The following is a 16325-nucleotide window of genomic DNA, read 5'->3' on the forward strand; positions in this document are numbered from 1 at the left end:
GCCCTTTCTCCTCATCTTCCTCACGACGCATCTCGCCGTGAGACGGATTTGGCACCTTCCCTAGCCGGGAGCCTCGCCACGTCAACGTGACAAGAACCGACTGGAGGGTTGCCGGGGCTTCATCGGGCCGTGTCCCTCTGCCCCTCTGGATGAGCGGTATGCGGTTGTATGAGCGGTTGTGCACGCGCGCGACCCCCGACATGCGATGGTCACCGGCGTTGTTCAAGACTGTAACCGAAGGCCAGGACAGTTGAGATAGTCGTCCGAACCGCGAGATGGATCACATCGTCACCACCTGTGATCACGAACAGTGAGGAGCCGCAGAGCGTGCTGGAAGAAGTCGAGCGCTGGCTGGCCACCCGCTCCTGGTCCGCGACCGATCGTCCGCTCCACCGGATACTGACCGCCAAGCAGCGCACGGGCCAGACGATCAGTGTCGTGCTGCCCGCGCTCAACGAGGAGGAGACCGTCGGCGACATCGTCACGGTCATCCGGCACGACCTGATGGAGCGCGTCCCGCTCGTCGACGAGATCGTCGTCGTGGATTCCGGCTCCACCGACCGCACCTCCGAGGTCGCCGCCGCCGCGGGCGCCCGCGTCGTCCACCGCGACGCGATCCTGCCCCGCATCCCGGCCGTCCCGGGCAAGGGCGAGGTCCTCTGGCGCTCACTGCTCGTGACACATGGGGACATCGTCTGCTTCATCGACGCCGATCTGCGCGACTTCTCCGCCGACTTCGTCTCGGGCATCGTCGGACCGCTGCTCACCGACCCCGAGATCGCCCTGGTCAAGGGCATGTACGACCGCCCGCTCGCGACAGAGTTCGATTCGCTCGCCTCCGGCAAGACCGCCGGGCAGGGCGGCCGGGTCACCGAGCTGATGGCCCGCCCGCTGCTGAACATGCACTGGCCGCAGCTGGCCGGTTTCGTGCAGCCGCTGGGCGGCGAGTACGCGGCCCGGCGCAGCCTGCTGGAACAGCTTCCCTTCCCCGTCGGCTACGGCGTGGAGCTGGGCATGCTGGTGGACGCGCTGCACCTGGTGGGCCTCGACGCCCTCGCCCAGGTGGACGTGGGCGTGCGCAAGCACCGGCACCAGGACGGGCAGGCGCTCGGCCGGATGGCCGCCGCGATCTACCGCACCGCCCAGCTGCGGCTGGCCCGGGGCCATCTGGTCCGGCCCGCCCTGACCCAGTTCGAGCGGGGCGAGGACGGCTTCGAGCCGCGCACGTACTCGGTCGACACCGAGGAACGGCCGCCGATGGTGGAGATCGCGGAGTACGCCGAGCGCCGGGTGGCGTGAACCGGCCGCGGGGTCGTATACGGGCGGGGCACCGGGCGTGGCCGTACGTTTGAGCGTTTCCGGGCCGGGCTAGGTTGAGGACCATGGCTTCCACCGGTGGTGCTGAGGTGCTGGTCGCGTCCAACCGCGGCCCGGTTTCGTACACGGCTGACGAGAACGGCGCGCTGCACGCCAAACGGGGCGGCGGCGGGCTGGTCTCGGGGCTGTCGGCCATCGGGCCGGAGGCGAACGCCGTATGGGTGTGCGCGGCGCTCGGCGACGGCGACCGGGAGGCCGTACGGCGGGCGGACGGCGGGCTGCTGCCCGGTGCGGACACCGGCGGGCAGCGGGTGCGGATGCTGGACATCGACGCGGCCGTGCACGCCGACGCGTACAACGGAATCGCCAACTCGGTGCTCTGGTTCGTGCACCACATGCTGTACCAGACCCCGCTGGAGCCGGTCTTCGACGCGGAGTTCCGGCGCCAGTGGGCGTCGTACGAGGCGTACAACCGGGCGTTCGCCGAGGCGCTGGCCGAGGAGGCGGGCGAGGGGGCGGCGGTGCTGGTGCAGGACTACCACCTGTGCCTGGTGCCCGGGTTGCTCCGCGAGCTCCGCCCGGACCTGCGGATCGGCCACTTCTCGCACACCCCGTGGGCCCCGCCGGACTACTTCCGCCTCCTGCCCGACGACATCGCGGCCGCGCTGCTGAGGGGCATGCTGGGCGCGGACCGGGCGGCCTTCCTGACCTGGCGCTGGGCGGAGGCGTTCGAGGCGTGCTGTGAGACGGTCCTGGGTCCCGACGCCCTCGTGGGCACGGCGATCGGGGTGCACGGGCTCGGCGCGGACGCGGACTTCCTGCGTGAGCGGTCGCATCGGCCGGATGTCGAGGAACGGATGGCGGCGCTGCGCGAGGAGATCGGCGAGGGCCGCAGGACCGTCGTCCGGGTGGACCGCACCGAGCTGTCGAAGAACATCGTGCGCGGGCTGCTGGCGTACCGGCAGCTGCTGGACGAGCGCCCCGAGTGGCGTGAGCGGGTCGTCCATGTGGCGTTCGCGTACCCGTCCCGGCAGGACCTCGCCGTGTACCGGGACTACACCGCCGAGGTGCAGCGGGTGGCGGAGGAGATCAACTCCCGCTACGGGACGGCCGGTTGGACCCCGGTGGTGCTGCATGTGAAGGACGACTTCGCGCGCTCGCTCGCCGCGTACCGGCTGGCCGACGTGGCGCTGGTCAACCCCATCCGGGACGGCATGAACCTGGTCGCCAAGGAGATCCCGGTCGTCTCCGACCAGGGGTGCGCGCTGGTGCTGTCCCGGGAGGCCGGGGCGTACGAGGAGCTGCGGACCGACGCGTTCGGGGTGAACCCCTACGACGTGCTGGAGACCGCGCGGGCCCTGCACGATGCGCTGTCGCTACGGCCGGAGGAGCGGGCGGACCGCACGAAGGGGCTGGCCGCGGCGGCCACCGCGCTTCCCCCGGCCCAGTGGTTCCTGGAGCAGCTGGAGGCGCTCCAGGAACTCGGGGAACCTCAGTCCAGCTGATCGGCGAGGGCGCGGAGCAGGTCCACGACCCCTGCGGGTCCGTCGACCACCACGTCCGCCCGTTCGGCCAGTTCCGTCACCTCCGTGCTGCCGCTGCACACCAGGAGGCCGGGGATGCCGTCGGAGCGGAGTTTCTCGACGGCGGCGTAGGCGGGGAGGTCGCCGAGGTCGTCGCCGGCGTAGAGGACGCTGGTCGCGCCGGTGGCACGGACGTGCTCGCCGAGGGCGACGCCCTTGTCCATGCCGGGCGGGCGCAGTTCCAGGACCAGGCGGCCGGGTTCGACGATCAGGCCGTGGCGGGCGGCGAGGTCGGTGAGGGGGCCGCGCAGGGCCTCGAAGGCGGCCTCGGGATCGGCGGCGCGGCGGGTGTGGACGGCCACCGCCCGCCCCTTCTCCTCGATCCAGGTGCCGGGCCAGGCACCGGCGCGTTCCAGCACGCCCGGCAGCTCCGCGCGGACGGCGGCGACGCCGGGGTGCGGAGCGGGGGCGGTGACGGTGCCGGTGGCGGCGTCCCAGCGTTCGGCGCCGTAGTGGCCGAGGACGGTGAGGTGGTCCAGGCCGGGGACGCCGGCGAAGCCGCCGTAGCGGACCGCGACGGCGGCGGGGCGGCCGGTGATGACGGCGATGGAGGCGACCTTGGGCGCGAGCCGGGCGAGCGCCGGTACGGCGTCCGGGTGGGCGCGGGCCTGTTCGGGGTCGGCGACGATGGGGGCCAGCGTGCCGTCGAAGTCCAGACCGACGACCGCGGTGCGGGGCTGCGCGAGCAGGGCGGCGAGTCCGTCCCGGCCGGGTCGGGTGACCGGGGTCGGCATAAGGTCCATGGACCGACACTATCCAGCGCGGGTCGCCGTCACTCCTGGGGGCTGCGCCCCGGACCCCGCCAGGGGCTCCGCCCCTGGACCACACCTCGCCCACCCTCCCCCACGCTCGGCTTCGCTCGCGCGGGGGACCCCCATCCCGACTCGGTGGGCGGAAGTCAGCGGTTCTCGCGGTGCGACTCTCTCACCCTGCGGAGGCGGTTCACCGTGACCGGGTCGTGGGCCAGGGCACGCTCGTCGTCCAGGAGGGCGTTCAGGAGCTGGTAGTAGCGGACCGGGGCCAGGCCGAGTTCCTCGCGGATCGCTCGTTCCTTGGCGCCGGGCCCCGCGAAGCTCCGGCGTTCCAGAGCGAGGACCGCCTTCTCCCGGGTGCCCAGTTCCGCCAGTTCCATGGAGTCACGGTAACTCAGCCCGCGGCGCTGCTGTCCGCCGCCGTGGCCGTGGCCTGGAGGCGGGTGAGGACGCCGGAGGGGTCGCCGCCGGGGGCGACGGCCTGGCCGATGTTCTGCTTCACGGCCGCCGCGACCGCCGCCCAGGAGGTCTTGCCGACCGGATACAGCTCGGAGGTGGGCAACTGGTCCAGGAAGGGGTGCAGGGCCTTGTCGGGGGCCGCGCCGGACTCGCTCATCGCCGTCGACGCGGAGCCGGTGACCGGCAGGAGGCCGTAGTCGCGGGAGAAGGCCAGGACGTTCTTCTCCGCGTACACGAAGTTGAGGAAGTCGCTGATCTGCTGGGCGTGGCCGTTCTGCTTGAACGCCATCATCCAGTCGGTGACGCCCATCGCGGCCCGCGCCGTGCCCGTGCGCCCCGGCATCGGCACCATGCCGAACTGCACGCCCTTCTTCTCGGCCTGCTGGATCAGCGTCGGATGCCCGTTGAGCATGCCGACCTGCCCGTCGGCGAAGGCCGCGAAGGCGTCCGCGCGGTTGAGCCTGCCCGGCGCGACCGGACCGGTCAGACCCTTGTCGACCAGGTCGTCCTTGAGCCAGGTGAAGGTGTCGACGTTCTGGGCGGAGTCGATCGTGTACGTGCCGACGTCATCGGTGTAGCCGTTGCCGCCCGTGCCCGCGGCGGCGCCGCTCAGCAGCCACTGCATCGTCTCCGCCTGCGCCTCCTCGGGCCCGAGCGGCAGCGCGAAGGGGTACTTCACGCCGGTCTTGTCCTTGAGCGCCTGGGCGTCGGAGGCCAGCTGGTCCCAGGTGGCGGGCGGGGTGATGCCGGCCTTGGCGAACAGCGTCTTGTTGTAGAAGAGCACACGTGTGGAGGCGGCGAAGGGGATGCCGTACTGCGTGTGGTTCCACTGGCCCGCGTCGGCCAGCTGGGACAGGAGGTCGGCCTGGGTGCGGATGGAGAGCAGGTCGGAGGCCGGGTAGAGCTTGCCTGCGGCCGCGTAGTCGGCGTAGGCGCCGATCTGCGCCATGTCGGGTGCCTTCCCGGCGGCGACCATCTCCTTGACCTTGGCGTCGACGTCGTTCCAGGAGTAGACGCTGACCTCGACCTTCACCCCGGAGTGCTGGGCCTCGTACGCCTCGACGACGCCGTCCCAGTACTTCTTGGAGCTGTTGGCGGCGGAGTCGCCGTAGTCGGCGGCGACGAGTCTCAAGGTCACGCCGGACGACCCCGTGGTTCCGCAGCCTCCCAGGAGCACTGTCATGCCCATGGCAACCGCAACCGCAATCGTTCCTGCCGTACCCCGACGCACCCTCAACGCCCCAACCCTGCTGTCTGACCGTTCAATATGTGGACACATAAGGTCTACACCACGTGAGTGGACTAGACCTCTCCCGGGTCGGAGGGCCACACTAGGGCCGTGGTGAGACATGTCATCGCCCTGGACGTGGGCGGTACCGGGATGAAGGCCGCCCTCGTCGGCGACGACGGCGCACTGCTCCACCGCGCCCGCCGCGCCACCGGCCGCGAGCGCGGACCGGACGCGGTGGTCGCGACGATCCTCGACTTCGCCGCCGAGCTGCACGCGTACGGCGCCGAGCACTACGGCGCCCCCGCGCGCGCCGCCGGCATCGCCGTCCCCGGCATCGTCGACGAGGAGCGGGGCATCGCCGCCTACGCGGCCAACCTCGGCTGGCGGGACGTACCCCTGCGCGCCCTGCTCACCGAGCGCCTCGGCATCCCCGTCGCCCTCGGCCACGACGTGCGCACCGGCGGCCTCGCCGAGGGCCGGATCGGCGCGGGCAAGGGCGCCGACCGGTTCCTGTTCGTGCCGCTCGGCACCGGGATCGCCGGGGCCATCGGCATCGACGGCCGGGTGGAGGCGGGCGCGCACGGCTTCGCGGGCGAGATCGGCCACATCGTCGTACGGCCGTCCGGCACGCCCTGCCCCTGCGGGCAGCGCGGCTGTCTGGAGCGGTACGCCTCCGCGTCCGCCGTCAGCCAGGCCTGGGCGGCGGCCTGCGGAGACCCCGGGGCGGACGCGGCGGACTGCGCGAAAGCGGTTGCGTCCGGTGACCCGAACGCCGTCCGGGTCTGGCAGCAGGCGGTGGACGCGCTCGCCGACGGCCTGGTCACCGCGCTCACCCTGCTGGACCCGCGCACGCTGATCATCGGTGGCGGTCTCGCCGAGGCGGGGGAAGTGTTGTTCTCGCCGCTGCGCCACGCCGTCCGGCGCCGGGTCACCTTCCAGAAACTCCCGGCCATCGTCCCCGCCGCCCTCGGCGACACGGCGGGCTGCCTGGGCGCGGGGCTGCTCGCGCAGGACCTGCCGGCCACCACGACCACTTCTACGACTCCGGAGGTAAGCGCCTGATGGCTCCCAGCTTGGTTCTCACAGGTGCCCGGGTGGTACTGCCCGGCGGAGTGGTGGACGACGGGCGCGTGTCCGTCGAGGGTACGAAGATCGTGGCCACGGCGGCCGAGAGCGCCGAGACGATCGACCTCACCGGCTGCTGGCTGGTACCGGGCTTCGTCGACATCCACAACCACGGCGGCGGCGGAGCCTCCTTCTCCGGGACCCCGGACGACATCCTCAAGGCCATCCGCACCCACCGCGCCCACGGCACCACCACCCTCGTCGCCTCCACCGTCACCGACGAGATGGACCTGCTGGCGACGCAGGCCGGGCTGCTGAGCGAGCTGGCCGAGCAGGGCGAGATCGCCGGCATCCACTTCGAGGGGCCGTTCATCTCGCCGTGCCGCAAGGGCGCGCACTCCGAGGCGCTGCTGCGCGACCCGGACCCGGCCGAGGTCCGCAAGCTGATCGACGCCGCGCGCGGCAGGGCGACGATGGTCACCCTGGCCACCGAGCTGCCGGGCGGCATCGACTCCGTACGACTGCTCGCCGAGCACGGCGTGATCGCGGCGATCGGGCACACGGACGCGACGTACGAGCAGACGGTGGAGGCGATCGACGCGGGCGCCACGGTCGCCACCCACCTCTTCAACGCGATGCCCCCGCTGGGCCACCGCTCCCCCGGCCCGATCACGGCCCTGCTGGAGGACGAGCGGGTCACGGTGGAGCTGATCAACGACGGTACGCATCTGCACCCGGCCGCGCTGGAGCTGGCGTTCCATCACGCGGGCGCGGACCGGGTCGCGTTCATCACCGACGCGATGGACGCGGCCGGCATCGGCGACGGCCGCTACATGCTCGGCCCGCTGGAGGTCGAGGTCAGCGAGGGGGTCGCCCGGCTGGTGGAGGGCGGTTCGATCGCGGGCTCCACGCTCACCCTGGACCGGGCGTTCAAGCGGGCGGTGACCGTCGACCGGCTGTCGGTCGAGGACGCGGTGACGGCCCTGTCCGTCAACCCGGCGCGCCTGCTCGGCCTGTCCGACCGCATCGGCTCGCTGGAGCCCGGCAAGGACGCCGATCTCGTCGTACTCGACGCGGACTTCGACCTGAAGGGTGTGATGCGGCGCGGCGAGTGGGTCGTAGCGCCCCAACTGGCCTGATCCGTCCGACTTCTCCGGTGACGGTGGCCTGCCCGTGACTGGGCCGGCCGCCGTCTCTTTGGCATGATCGTGCCCCCGGAAACCGAAGCCAGGCGCAGGCACATCGAGGGAGGTCGGCCCGGGTGATCCTCACGGTCACACTGAACACCGCTCTCGACATCACGTACCGCGTACGGTCGCTGCGGCCGCATGCCTCGCACCGGGTCTCGGAGGTCGTCGAGCGGCCGGGCGGCAAGGGCGTGAACGTGGCCCGGGTGCTGGCCGCGCTGGGGCACGAGGTGACGGTGACGGGCTTCGCGGGCGGCGCGACCGGCCGGGAGGTACGCGCCCACCTCAGCGGCATCCCCCGGCTGACGGACGCTCTGCTCCCGGTCGCCGACGCGACCCGGCGCACGATCGCCGTCGTGGACGAACTGTCCGGCGACACCACCCAGCTGAACGAGCCGGGCCCGCACATCGAGCCGGCCGCGTGGGGCGCCTTCCTGGACCGTTACGAGGAACTGCTGCCCGGTGTCTCGGCGGTGGCCCTGTGCGGCAGCCTGCCCCCGGGTGTACCGGTGGGCGCGTACGCGAACCTCGTACGCGCCGCCCGCGCGCAGGGTGTCCCCGTCCTGCTGGACACCAGCGGCGAACCGCTGCGCCGCGGAGTGGCCGCCCGCCCGGACCTCATCAAGCCGAACGCCGACGAACTGGCCGAACTGACCGGCTCCCACGAGCCGCTGCGCGCCACCCAGGACGCCCGTAGGCGCGGGGCCCACGCGGTCGTCGCCTCGCTGGGCGCGCAGGGCCTCCTCGCGGTCACCTCCGAGGGCCGCTGGCGGGCCGCCCCGCCCGCCCCGGTCCGCGGCAACCCCACGGGCGCGGGCGACTCGGCCGTTGCCGCCCTGCTGTCGGGCCTGGTGGAGCACCTCCCCTGGCCGGACCGGCTCGCCCGCGCGGTGGCCTTGTCGGCGGCCACCGTACGGGCCCCGGCAGCGGGCGAGTTCGACCGGGCGGCGTACGAGGAGCTGCTGGGGCGGGTGACGGTGAGCGGTGGGGTCGGTGTGGCCTAGTGCCGCGGCAGGCAACGTTTGCCCGTCAAGGAGCGGCGTCCGGTGCGTGCTCTGGGGGTCCCCCCGGCCGAAGGCTGGGGGAGTGCCGGCCGGAAGCCCTCGTACTGGACGTACTTGGGCTTTCGGCCGGTGCGGCGAGTGGGGGTACCCCCTCTGGGGGAGCGTGCAGGGCGTCGCGACGGGGCGAACGTTGCCTGTTGCGGCACTAGCTGTCGCTCGTGACCTGGCCCTGCTTCAGCTTGAAGCTGCCGATCAGGACATTGCACTTGTCGCCGGGCTCACAGGCGACGGAGATCGTGTTGTGGCCCTGCTTGAGGGTGGGCCACACATAGGAGCGGGTCCAACCGTTGGCGAAGTCGCCGTCCTTGGCACCCGTCCAGTTCTTCAGCCCCAGCGGGCTGCCGAACTTGGTGCCGTTCACGGTCACCGTCATCGCCTGATCGGCGCCGGTCGCGCTGTAGTACGTGAACAGGGTGTACGGGCCGTCCGCCGGGACGTTGTCGACCGACCAGGTGATCGAGGCACCGGGCTGGTTGAGGTTGCCCACGTAGCTGCCGTCGGAGGACTTGGCGCCCTTGACGTCCGAGGCCTTCGCCGCACCGCCCGCCAGCTGGAGGGCACCCGCGTCGGTCTTCAACTGCCCGCTCGCCGCCGAGGCGCTCCCCGACGGGCTCGGCTGGGTGCTCTGCGACTGGGTCGGGGCGTTGCTGGCCTGGTTGTCGGCCTTGTTCTCGTCCGAGTTGCCGTTCAGCATCGCCACGCTGATGCCGATGACGACCGCCGCGACGACCGCGATCGCACCGATCAGCAGGCCCTTGGTGTTGGGGCCGCGCCGGGCGGGCGCGGGCGGTACCGGCTGACGGCTCGTCGGGGCGCCGCCGGGGAGGGTCTCGGGGGCCTGGTAGTGGGCGCTGGGCTGGCCGTAGCCGCCCTGCTGGTGGGGCACGCCCTGGCCGTACGTGGGCTGTTGGCCGTACGGGGCCTGCTGGCCGTACTGGCGCTCGCCGACGGCACGCACCCTGCTGACCGAGTTCGGGTAGCCGTAACCGCCGGACGGCGGCTGGGCTCCTCTGGCCTGGCCGTCGGCGTACAGATAGCCGAACGGGTCGTCGTCCTCGGGCGTGCTCGCGCCGTTGTCGCCGGGCGTCATCGCTCGTGTACTCCTCAGCAGGTGCGGGCGGATGCGAATAAGGGTGTGGAGTAGCGAGCCTACCCGCTCTGGCTGAGCCAAACAGGTCACTCGGCCTGCATCAACTCGCTGACCTGCGGCTCATCCCGCACGCCTGTGCTGTTTGGGACGAGATCGTTTCTCTACGTACATCCGCTCGTCGGCAGACTTCAACACTTCGTCCGCAGTCATGCCGCAGTGTGCCCATCCGATGCCGAAGCTGGCACCCACCCGCACGGCCCGGCCCTCGGCCCGGATCGGCTGGATGATCTCGTTGCGCAGCCGTACGGCGAGGTCCTGGGCGTCGGCCCGGCCGAGGCCGTCGGCGAGGATGACGAACTCGTCGCCGCCGAGGCGGGCGACCGTGTCGCCGTCCCGGACCCCGCGCGACAGGCGCCGGGCCACCTCGATCAGGACCGCGTCGCCCGCGTTGTGCCCGAACCGGTCGTTGATCGACTTGAAGCCGTCGAGGTCGCAGAAGAGCACCGCGAGGCCCTTGGTGCCGTCGTCGCGGCCCTCCTCGGGGGCGGCCGTGTGCACATGGTGGTCGAAGGCGTCGTACCCCTCCGTGCCCGGCCGGAAGTCGAAGCCGTGGCCGGCGGGGCTGTCGAAGACCGGGTGGCCGTAGGCCGCGTCGAGGGAGTCCAGGGCGCCGGGCTCGGCGGGCCGCCGGCACAGCCGGGCCGAAAGGCGGGAGCGCAGCTCGGCGGAGTTCGGCAGGCCGGTCAGCGAGTCGTGGGAGGCGCGGTGGGCGAGCTGCAGCTCGCGGCGCTTGCGCTCCTCTATGTCCTCGACGTGGGTGAGCAGGAAGCGGGGGCCGTCGGCGGCGTCCGCGACGACCGAGTTGCGCAGCGAGACCCAGACGTATGTGCCGTCCCGGCGGCCCAGGCGCAGCTCGGCCCGGCCCCCCTCGGCGGACGTACGCAGCAGGGTGCCGATGTCCTCGGGGTGGACGAGGTCGGAGAAGGAGTAGCGGCGCATCGCGGAGGCGGGGCGGCCGAGGAGGCGGCACAGGGCGTCGTTCGTCCGCAGGATCCGGCCGTGCTGGTCGCCGCCCATCTCGGCGATGGCCATGCCGGAGGGGGCGTACTCGAAGGCCTGCCTGAAGGATTCCTCGCTCGCCCGCAGGGCCTGCTGCTCGCGCTCCAGGCGGACCAGTGCCCGCTGCATATTCGCGCGTAGACGGGCGTTGCTGATCGCGATGGCGGCCTGGAAGGCGTACATCTGCAGGGCCTCGCGGCCCCACGCGCCCGGCAGGCGGCCGTTGCGCGGCCGGTCGACGGAGATCACGCCGACGAGCTCGCCGCAGGAGCCGCCCTGCACGCCCGGGGTGTACATGGGCGCGAAGAGGCGGTCCGACGGGTGCCACTCGTCCTCGAAGCGGGGCGCGGGCCCGTCCGTGTACCACTGGGGGACGTCGTCGTCGTCGAGGACCCAGCCCTCGGTGTGCGGTATGAAGACCAGGTCGCCCCAGCGCTCGCCCATGTTCAGCCGCCGGTCCCAGGACTCGCGGGAGCCGACCCGGCCGGTGATCAGGGCCTCGGCGGCGGAGTTGCCGGAGAACGCGGCGACGACGAGGTCGCCGTCCTGGCGGACGAGGTTCACGCACGCCATCTCGTACCCGAGGGCCTGTACGGCGCCGTCGGCCACGGACTGCAGGGTGTCCGCGAGGCTGCGTGCCGTGTTCATGTCGGCCATGACCTGGTGCAGCTGCCGCAGGGACGCAAGGCGGACATACGGCTCCGACTCGGTCTCCATGCTCGCCCTCCCCCGCGACCTCGCAGCGAATCAAGGGTTCTCTCAGCTTCCGCCAGCTTCCCAGCCACTGAATCACAGCGCGCTGCCCGCTCGGTACACAGGGTCAACAATTCTTGCCCCTTGTGACTCAAGTCACAGGGGAACGTGAACAATTGAGTGGAGTTTCTGCATTTCACACGTGCGTTTACTGAACGCAAGCTTTGTGAGCGTGCGCACAATTGGTCCATTGGGCCTAGGACCCGGCTCGGACGGAGGCCCGATGCGGGGCGTGCAGGACGGAGATTAGCGTTTCGGGCGTGCTGAAGACTGCCTCCCCCACCGCCCTCACTGCTTCCGGGCATGCTGAGGGGGTGAGCAACGACGAGTTCCGGGCCGCGATGTCCCGGCTGGCCGCGGGCGTGGTCCTGGTGACCGCGCAGGAACCGCCGCTCGACCCGGACGACCCGGACGCGCCGGGCGGGGAGGACGTCGGCATGACCGCCACCGCCTTCCTGTCGGTCTCGCTCGACCCGCCGCTGGTCCTCGTCAGCCTGCGCGAGGGCTCCCGCATGGACGACCTGCTGGCCGAACAGCCCCTGTGGGCGGTCTCGGTCCTCGCCGAGAGCCAGCGCCATGTCGCCGGCCGCTTCGCGATGAAGGGCCGCATCAGCGACCGTCTGCTCTTCGAGGACATCCCCTACGTTCGCGGCGAGGTGAGCGGCGCACCCCTGGTCGGCGGCGCGCTGGCCACCCTGGAGTGCCGCACCGAGCAACGCGTACCGGCCGGCGACCACACCCTGGTCATCGGCCGGGTCCTCACCGCGCGCGTGCCCAGCGCCGAGGGCGGGCCCCTGTTGTACTTCCGGGGGCGGTACCGGCAGGTGGGCTGAGCACCGGCACCACGCCCGAGAGGTCCGCTACGCCGGCTCGATGCTCAGCTCCGCCAGGCGGGCCGGGTCGGTCACGACGTCGATCGTGGCGATGCGGTCGGCGACGAAGGTGAAGGTCAGGACGCGTTCCAGGCGGCCCTCGGCGTACCGGACCAGGCCCGTGGCGCCGTCCACCAGAACCGGGCGGGACGTGGCGGCCAGGTGGGCGAAGCTCTTCGCGCCCGAGGCGACTGCCCGCGCCCCGATGGTCGTACCGGCCTCGCCGCGGGCCAGCACGTCCGGGTCGAGGACGGCGAGCAGGCCGTCGAAGTCACCGTCCCGTGCCGCCGCCAGGAAAGCGTCGACCACCGCCCGCTGCCGTACCAGGTCGGTCTCCGGCGCGTCCGCGCCCCGCACCCGCCGCCGCCCCCGGCTGGCCAGCTGCCGCGCCGCCGCCGGGGTGCGCCCGAGGATCCCGCCGACCTCCTCGAACGGCACCCCGAACAGGTCGTGCAGCACGAACGCCAGCCGCTCGGCCGGAGTGAGCTGGTCGAGGACGACGAGCAGGGCCGTGCCGACCGAGTCGGCGAGCAGGGCGTCCTGCGCGGGGTCCGGCCCGGCGGAGACCGCCGGCTGCCAGGTGTCCAGGGGCTGTTCGCCCCGGGTGCGGCGGGAGCGGAGCATGTCGAGGCAGACCCGGCCGACGACGGTCGTCAGCCAGCCCCCGAGGTTGTCCACCGCGCTCGTGTCGGACCGGTTCAGCCGGAACCAGGCCTCCTGCACGGCGTCCTCGGCCTCCGCGGCCGAGCCCAGCATCCGGTAGGCGACGGCCCGCAGATGCCCCCGGTACGCCTCGAACCGCTCGGCGAGGACGTCCTCGTCGCCGTGGGGGTGGTCGCGGTGGTGGTCGGGGTGCTGGTCGGGGTGCGTGTCGCGCTCGTTCATCGGTGCTCCGGCCTCTCGGTCGCCGTCGTCGGTATCGGTGTCGGTGTCTCCATGACACCGACGTACGGCGCCCCGGAAGTGTGACGGGCGGCCAGCTCTCCGCCCTGCGCGGCCTACTGCCAGTCGCGCCCGGAGCGGCCGCGCTTGGTGTCGGAGCGCTGCTTCTTCTCCCGCAGCCGGCGTTCGTTGATGCCGCGCGGGATACGGGTGGGCCTGCGGGGCCTGGGCGGGGGCGCGCTGGCCTCCGCGAGGAGCACGGCGAGGCGTACGGCGGCGGCCTCGCGGTTGCGCCACTGGGAACGGTGCTCGGAGGAACGGACGGTGACGACTCCGTCGACGAGCCGGCCGGCCAGCCGCTGCAACGCCCGTTCCTTCCACACCGGCGGGAGTGCCTCGGTGCGGGCCAGGTCGAAGCGCAGCTCCACCTGTGAGTCGCTGGTGTTGACGTGCTGTCCGCCGGGCCCCGACGAGCGGGAGAAACGCCACATCAGCTCGGCCTCGGGCAGCGAGACGGAGCCACGGATGACGTAGGGACCGGACATGTCCACCATGGTCGCGCGGGTGACCGGTCCACGTCACTCGAAATATCCCGGGTAAAGAAAGTAAAGGATGCCGGAACCTTCCCGGGGTCGCTGGGCGTTCTTAGGGGTAGCTGTAGGTTTTCCGCCGTACCGAACCAAGGGAAGGGACTCCCAGAATGGCTGTAAGCCTGTCCAAGGGTGGCAACGTCTCGCTCACCAAGGAGGCTCCGGGCCTGACCGCCGTCACCGTGGGCCTCGGCTGGGACGTCCGCACCACCACCGGCACGGACTTCGACCTGGACGCCTCCGCCATCGCGGTCAACGCACAGGGCAAGGTCTACTCGGACGCCCACTTCGTCTTCTTCAACAACAAGCAGACGCCGGACAACTCCATCGTCCACACCGGTGACAACCGCACCGGCCAGGGCGAGGGCGACGACGAGGCGATCAACGTCAACCTGGCCGCCCTCCCGGCCGACATCGACAAGGTCGTCTTCCCGGTCTCCATCTACGACGCCGAGAACCGCGGCCAGAACTTCGGCCAGGTCCGCAACGCCTACATCCGCATCGTGAACCAGGCCGGCGGCGCCGAGATCGCCCGCTACGACCTCTCGGAGGACGCCGCGACCGAGACCGCGATGGTCTTCGGCGAGCTGTACCGCAACGGCGCGGAGTGGAAGTTCCGCGCGGTCGGCCAGGGTTACGCCTCGGGCCTGGTCGGCATCGCCCAGGACTTCGGCGTCAACGTCTGACAGTTTGCCGCGCTGAGCGCGAAAGCCCCGGGTGGCGGCCGGCCACGGCCCGCTGCCCGGGGCTTTCGCCGTCCTGGACGGAAATCCTGGACGGAAATCCTGGGTGGAAGACCGCCCTGGACAGAAGACCGTCCTGGACGGAAAAGGGCGAAGACGTGCGCCGTCCCCGGCGATACGTTGCCCCGGCGCCGGTCGGTTCAGGCGTGGGACGGTTTGCCGTCGCCGTACAGCCAGTCCTTCCAGATCTCGGTGAAGTCCTGGTCCGGGAACCGTTTCTCCACGTAGGCGGTGAAGTCGGCGGTGTCGGCGTAGCCGTAGCGGTGGTCGGCGGGCCAGCTGCGCAGGAAGGCGAAGAAGGCCTTGTCGCCGATCTTCTGGCGGATCTTGTGCAGGACCATCGCGCCGCGCTCGTAGACGGGGCTGTCGGAGATGTGGGCGGCGCCGGACGGCTTCGCGGGCGGGTAGGCCCAGATCGAGTCGTCGTCTCCGTCGTAGAGGTCGGTGAAGATCTTCTGGGCCGAGTCGCCGCCGTGGTCCTCCTGCCACAGCCACTGCGAGTAAGTGGCGAAGCCCTCGTTGAGCCACATGTCCTGCCAGGACTTGGGGGTGACGCAGTTGCCGTACCACTGGTGGGAGAGTTCGTGCACGACCGTGCCGACGTCCGGGGCGCCGGGGAAGGTGGGCCGGTCCTGGGTCTCCAGGGCGTACCCGGAGGAGTCCGGCGCGGCGACGATCGCACCGGCGGAGGAGAAGGGGAACGGGCCGAAGACGCCCTCCTCCCACTTGATGATGTCGGGCAGCTGCGCCAGCACGTCCGCGCTGTCCTTCGCCACGTCCGGGTCGACGGCGGTGAGGATCGGCAGCCCGTGCGGGCCGGTGGTGCGGGCGATGGTGAAGTGGCCGATGGCGACCGTGGTCACATAGCTCGCCATCGGCTGGGCGGTGTGCCAGTGGAAGGTCGTCCGGCCGCCGTGGGTGCTCTGCCCGGTCAGCACGCCGTTGGAGACGGCCTGGAGGCCCTGGGGGACGGTGACGGTGATGTCGTAGGTCGCCTTGTCGGAGGGGTGGTGGTTGCCCGGGTACCACGCCATCGAGCCGACCGGTTCGCCGAGCCCGAGCGCGCCGTCGGCGGTGGGCAGCCAGCCCTCCTTGGAGCCGTCGGGGTCGGTGAGGGTGTGCGGGACGCCCGAGTAGCGGACGGTCGTGCGGAACGTCTCGCCTGCGTTCAGGTCGGCGTGCGGGCGGACGGTCAGCTCCTGCCCGGCCCGGCTGAACAGCGCGTCCCTGCCCTCGACGGTGACCGCGTCGACGTGCAGCCCGTCGAGGTCGAGGTCGAAGGCGGACAGGTCCTGGGTGGCACGGGCGGTGATCACCGCCGTACCGGTGAGCCGGTGGCCGGACGGGGTGTAGTCGAGGGTGAGGGCGTAGTGCTCCACGTGATAGCCGCCGTTGCCGGCCTTCGGGAAGTACGGGTCGTGTACGCCGGAGCCGCCCGGGGTGCCGTGCACACCGCCGTCGCACGCCGTGCCGGTGAGGGCGAGGCTGAACGTGAGCAGGGCCGCGATGGTCGGGGCGGCCACGGCGAGGCGTACGGAACGGGGCACGAGGGCGATCCTAGGGGGCGCCGGTCTTACTTATGGGGAGCCGAAATCAAGAGTCAGGGGGGCCGGGATCGAGAGTCTCGGGGGTCGGGATCAAAGGTCTCGGGGGCCGGGATCAAAAGTCTCGGGGGGGG

The 16325-nt window shown here is 71.8% G+C and carries 15 protein-coding genes and 1 riboswitch; of the genes, 7 read left to right on the forward strand and 8 right to left on the reverse strand.

Annotated elements, in window-relative coordinates; translation table 11 throughout:
* Window positions 1-8: 8 nt before the first annotated feature.
* A riboswitch (SAM riboswitch) is annotated at window positions 9-156 on the reverse strand.
* 171 nt (window positions 157-327) lie between these two features.
* On the forward strand, window positions 328-1299 hold the full coding sequence (locus tag LE548_RS18495) for a glucosyl-3-phosphoglycerate synthase (protein WP_225098136.1): 972 nt from the start codon (window positions 328-330) through the stop codon (window positions 1297-1299).
* A gap of 83 nt (window positions 1300-1382) precedes the next feature.
* Entirely contained in the window at window positions 1383-2822 is a 1440-nt protein-coding gene (locus tag LE548_RS18500) for a trehalose-6-phosphate synthase (RefSeq protein WP_225097975.1), read from the forward strand.
* Here the strand turns inward: LE548_RS18500 and otsB are convergent.
* From otsB to LE548_RS18515, 3 genes are all read right to left on the reverse strand, one after another.
* A complete protein-coding gene (otsB, locus tag LE548_RS18505; protein ID WP_225097976.1) occupies window positions 2810-3643 on the reverse strand; it encodes a trehalose-phosphatase in 834 nt (277 codons plus the stop codon). The two genes, LE548_RS18500 and otsB, sit on opposite strands and share 13 nt — an antisense overlap.
* A gap of 155 nt (window positions 3644-3798) precedes the next feature.
* Window positions 3799-4032 carry a DUF3263 domain-containing protein gene (locus tag LE548_RS18510; RefSeq protein WP_225097977.1) on the reverse strand — a complete coding sequence of 78 codons (234 nt, stop codon included), beginning with the start codon at window positions 4030-4032 and terminating at the stop codon, window positions 3799-3801.
* Between the two features lie 14 nt (window positions 4033-4046).
* Window positions 4047-5294 carry an extracellular solute-binding protein gene (locus LE548_RS18515; RefSeq protein WP_225097978.1) on the reverse strand — a complete coding sequence of 416 codons (1248 nt, stop codon included), beginning with the start codon at window positions 5292-5294 and terminating at the stop codon, window positions 4047-4049.
* A 159-nt stretch (window positions 5295-5453) separates the two neighbouring features.
* Here LE548_RS18515 and LE548_RS18520 point away from each other — a divergent pair, with 159 nt between their 5' ends.
* The 3 genes from LE548_RS18520 (at window position 5454) to LE548_RS18530 (ending at window position 8598) form a co-directional block, all read left to right on the forward strand.
* Window positions 5454-6404, forward strand: coding sequence for an ROK family protein (locus LE548_RS18520; RefSeq protein ID WP_225098137.1), 951 nt, complete (start codon window positions 5454-5456; stop codon window positions 6402-6404).
* Entirely contained in the window at window positions 6404-7546 is a 1143-nt protein-coding gene (nagA, locus tag LE548_RS18525; RefSeq protein ID WP_225097979.1) for an N-acetylglucosamine-6-phosphate deacetylase, read from the forward strand. Before LE548_RS18520 ends, nagA begins: the two co-directional genes overlap by 1 nt.
* Before the next feature lie 122 nt (window positions 7547-7668).
* The gene (locus LE548_RS18530; protein WP_225097980.1) at window positions 7669-8598 is read left to right on the forward strand and encodes a 1-phosphofructokinase family hexose kinase; all 930 of its coding nucleotides are present in this window, start codon (window positions 7669-7671) and stop codon (window positions 8596-8598) included.
* 205 nt (window positions 8599-8803) lie between these two features.
* Here LE548_RS18530 and LE548_RS18535 read toward each other — a convergent pair whose 3' ends face one another.
* Both LE548_RS18535 and cdgB read right to left on the reverse strand, forming a co-directional pair.
* Entirely contained in the window at window positions 8804-9748 is a 945-nt protein-coding gene (locus LE548_RS18535; RefSeq protein ID WP_225097981.1) for a carbohydrate-binding protein, read from the reverse strand.
* Between the two features lie 120 nt (window positions 9749-9868).
* On the reverse strand, window positions 9869-11524 hold the full coding sequence (cdgB, locus tag LE548_RS18540) for a diguanylate cyclase CdgB (RefSeq protein ID WP_225097982.1): 1656 nt from the start codon (window positions 11522-11524) through the stop codon (window positions 9869-9871).
* A 377-nt stretch (window positions 11525-11901) separates the two neighbouring features.
* Between cdgB and LE548_RS18545 the strand changes: the two genes are divergently transcribed.
* Window positions 11902-12393 (forward strand): flavin reductase family protein, encoded by a 492-nt coding sequence (locus tag LE548_RS18545; RefSeq protein WP_374116136.1) that lies wholly within the window; start codon window positions 11902-11904, stop codon window positions 12391-12393.
* Between the two features lie 27 nt (window positions 12394-12420).
* Here LE548_RS18545 and LE548_RS18550 read toward each other — a convergent pair whose 3' ends face one another.
* A complete protein-coding gene (locus LE548_RS18550; RefSeq protein WP_225097984.1) occupies window positions 12421-13317 on the reverse strand; it encodes a sigma-70 family RNA polymerase sigma factor in 897 nt (298 codons plus the stop codon).
* Window positions 13318-13430: 113 nt separating this feature from the next.
* Window positions 13431-13868 (reverse strand): alternative ribosome rescue aminoacyl-tRNA hydrolase ArfB, encoded by a 438-nt coding sequence (gene arfB / locus LE548_RS18555; RefSeq protein ID WP_225097985.1) that lies wholly within the window; start codon window positions 13866-13868, stop codon window positions 13431-13433.
* Window positions 13869-14014: 146 nt separating this feature from the next.
* On the opposite strand from arfB, the gene LE548_RS18560 reads away from it, so the two are divergent.
* Window positions 14015-14590: a TerD family protein gene (locus LE548_RS18560; RefSeq protein WP_225097986.1), complete on the forward strand. Its 576-nt coding sequence runs from the start codon at window positions 14015-14017 to the stop codon at window positions 14588-14590.
* Window positions 14591-14787: 197 nt separating this feature from the next.
* Here the strand turns inward: LE548_RS18560 and LE548_RS18565 are convergent, their stop codons facing one another.
* Entirely contained in the window at window positions 14788-16194 is a 1407-nt protein-coding gene (locus LE548_RS18565) for a M1 family metallopeptidase (protein ID WP_225097987.1), read from the reverse strand.
* Between the last annotated feature and the right edge of the window lie 131 nt (window positions 16195-16325).

It is taken from the genome of Streptomyces sp. CoH27 (assembly GCF_020181035.1).
Taxonomy (GTDB): Bacteria; Actinomycetota; Actinomycetes; order Streptomycetales; family Streptomycetaceae; genus Streptomyces; species Streptomyces camelliae.

Coding starts and splice junctions, on each gene's coding strand:
- LE548_RS18500 (WP_225097975.1), top strand. CDS start 1,383: ATGGCTTCCACCGGTGGTGCTGAGGTGCTGGTCGCGTCCAACCGCGGC.
- otsB (WP_225097976.1), bottom strand. CDS start 3,643: ATGGACCTTATGCCGACCCCGGTCACCCGACCCGGCCGGGACGGACTC.
- LE548_RS18510 (WP_225097977.1), bottom strand. CDS start 4,032: ATGGAACTGGCGGAACTGGGCACCCGGGAGAAGGCGGTCCTCGCTCTG.
- LE548_RS18515 (WP_225097978.1), bottom strand. CDS start 5,294: ATGACAGTGCTCCTGGGAGGCTGCGGAACCACGGGGTCGTCCGGCGTG.
- nagA (WP_225097979.1), top strand. CDS start 6,404: ATGGCTCCCAGCTTGGTTCTCACAGGTGCCCGGGTGGTACTGCCCGGC.
- LE548_RS18535 (WP_225097981.1), bottom strand. CDS start 9,748: ATGACGCCCGGCGACAACGGCGCGAGCACGCCCGAGGACGACGACCCG.
- cdgB (WP_225097982.1), bottom strand. CDS start 11,524: ATGGAGACCGAGTCGGAGCCGTATGTCCGCCTTGCGTCCCTGCGGCAG.
- LE548_RS18545 (WP_374116136.1), top strand. CDS start 11,902: ATGTCCCGGCTGGCCGCGGGCGTGGTCCTGGTGACCGCGCAGGAACCG.
- LE548_RS18550 (WP_225097984.1), bottom strand. CDS start 13,317: ATGAACGAGCGCGACACGCACCCCGACCAGCACCCCGACCACCACCGC.
- arfB (WP_225097985.1), bottom strand. CDS start 13,868: ATGGTGGACATGTCCGGTCCCTACGTCATCCGTGGCTCCGTCTCGCTG.
- LE548_RS18560 (WP_225097986.1), top strand. CDS start 14,015: ATGGCTGTAAGCCTGTCCAAGGGTGGCAACGTCTCGCTCACCAAGGAG.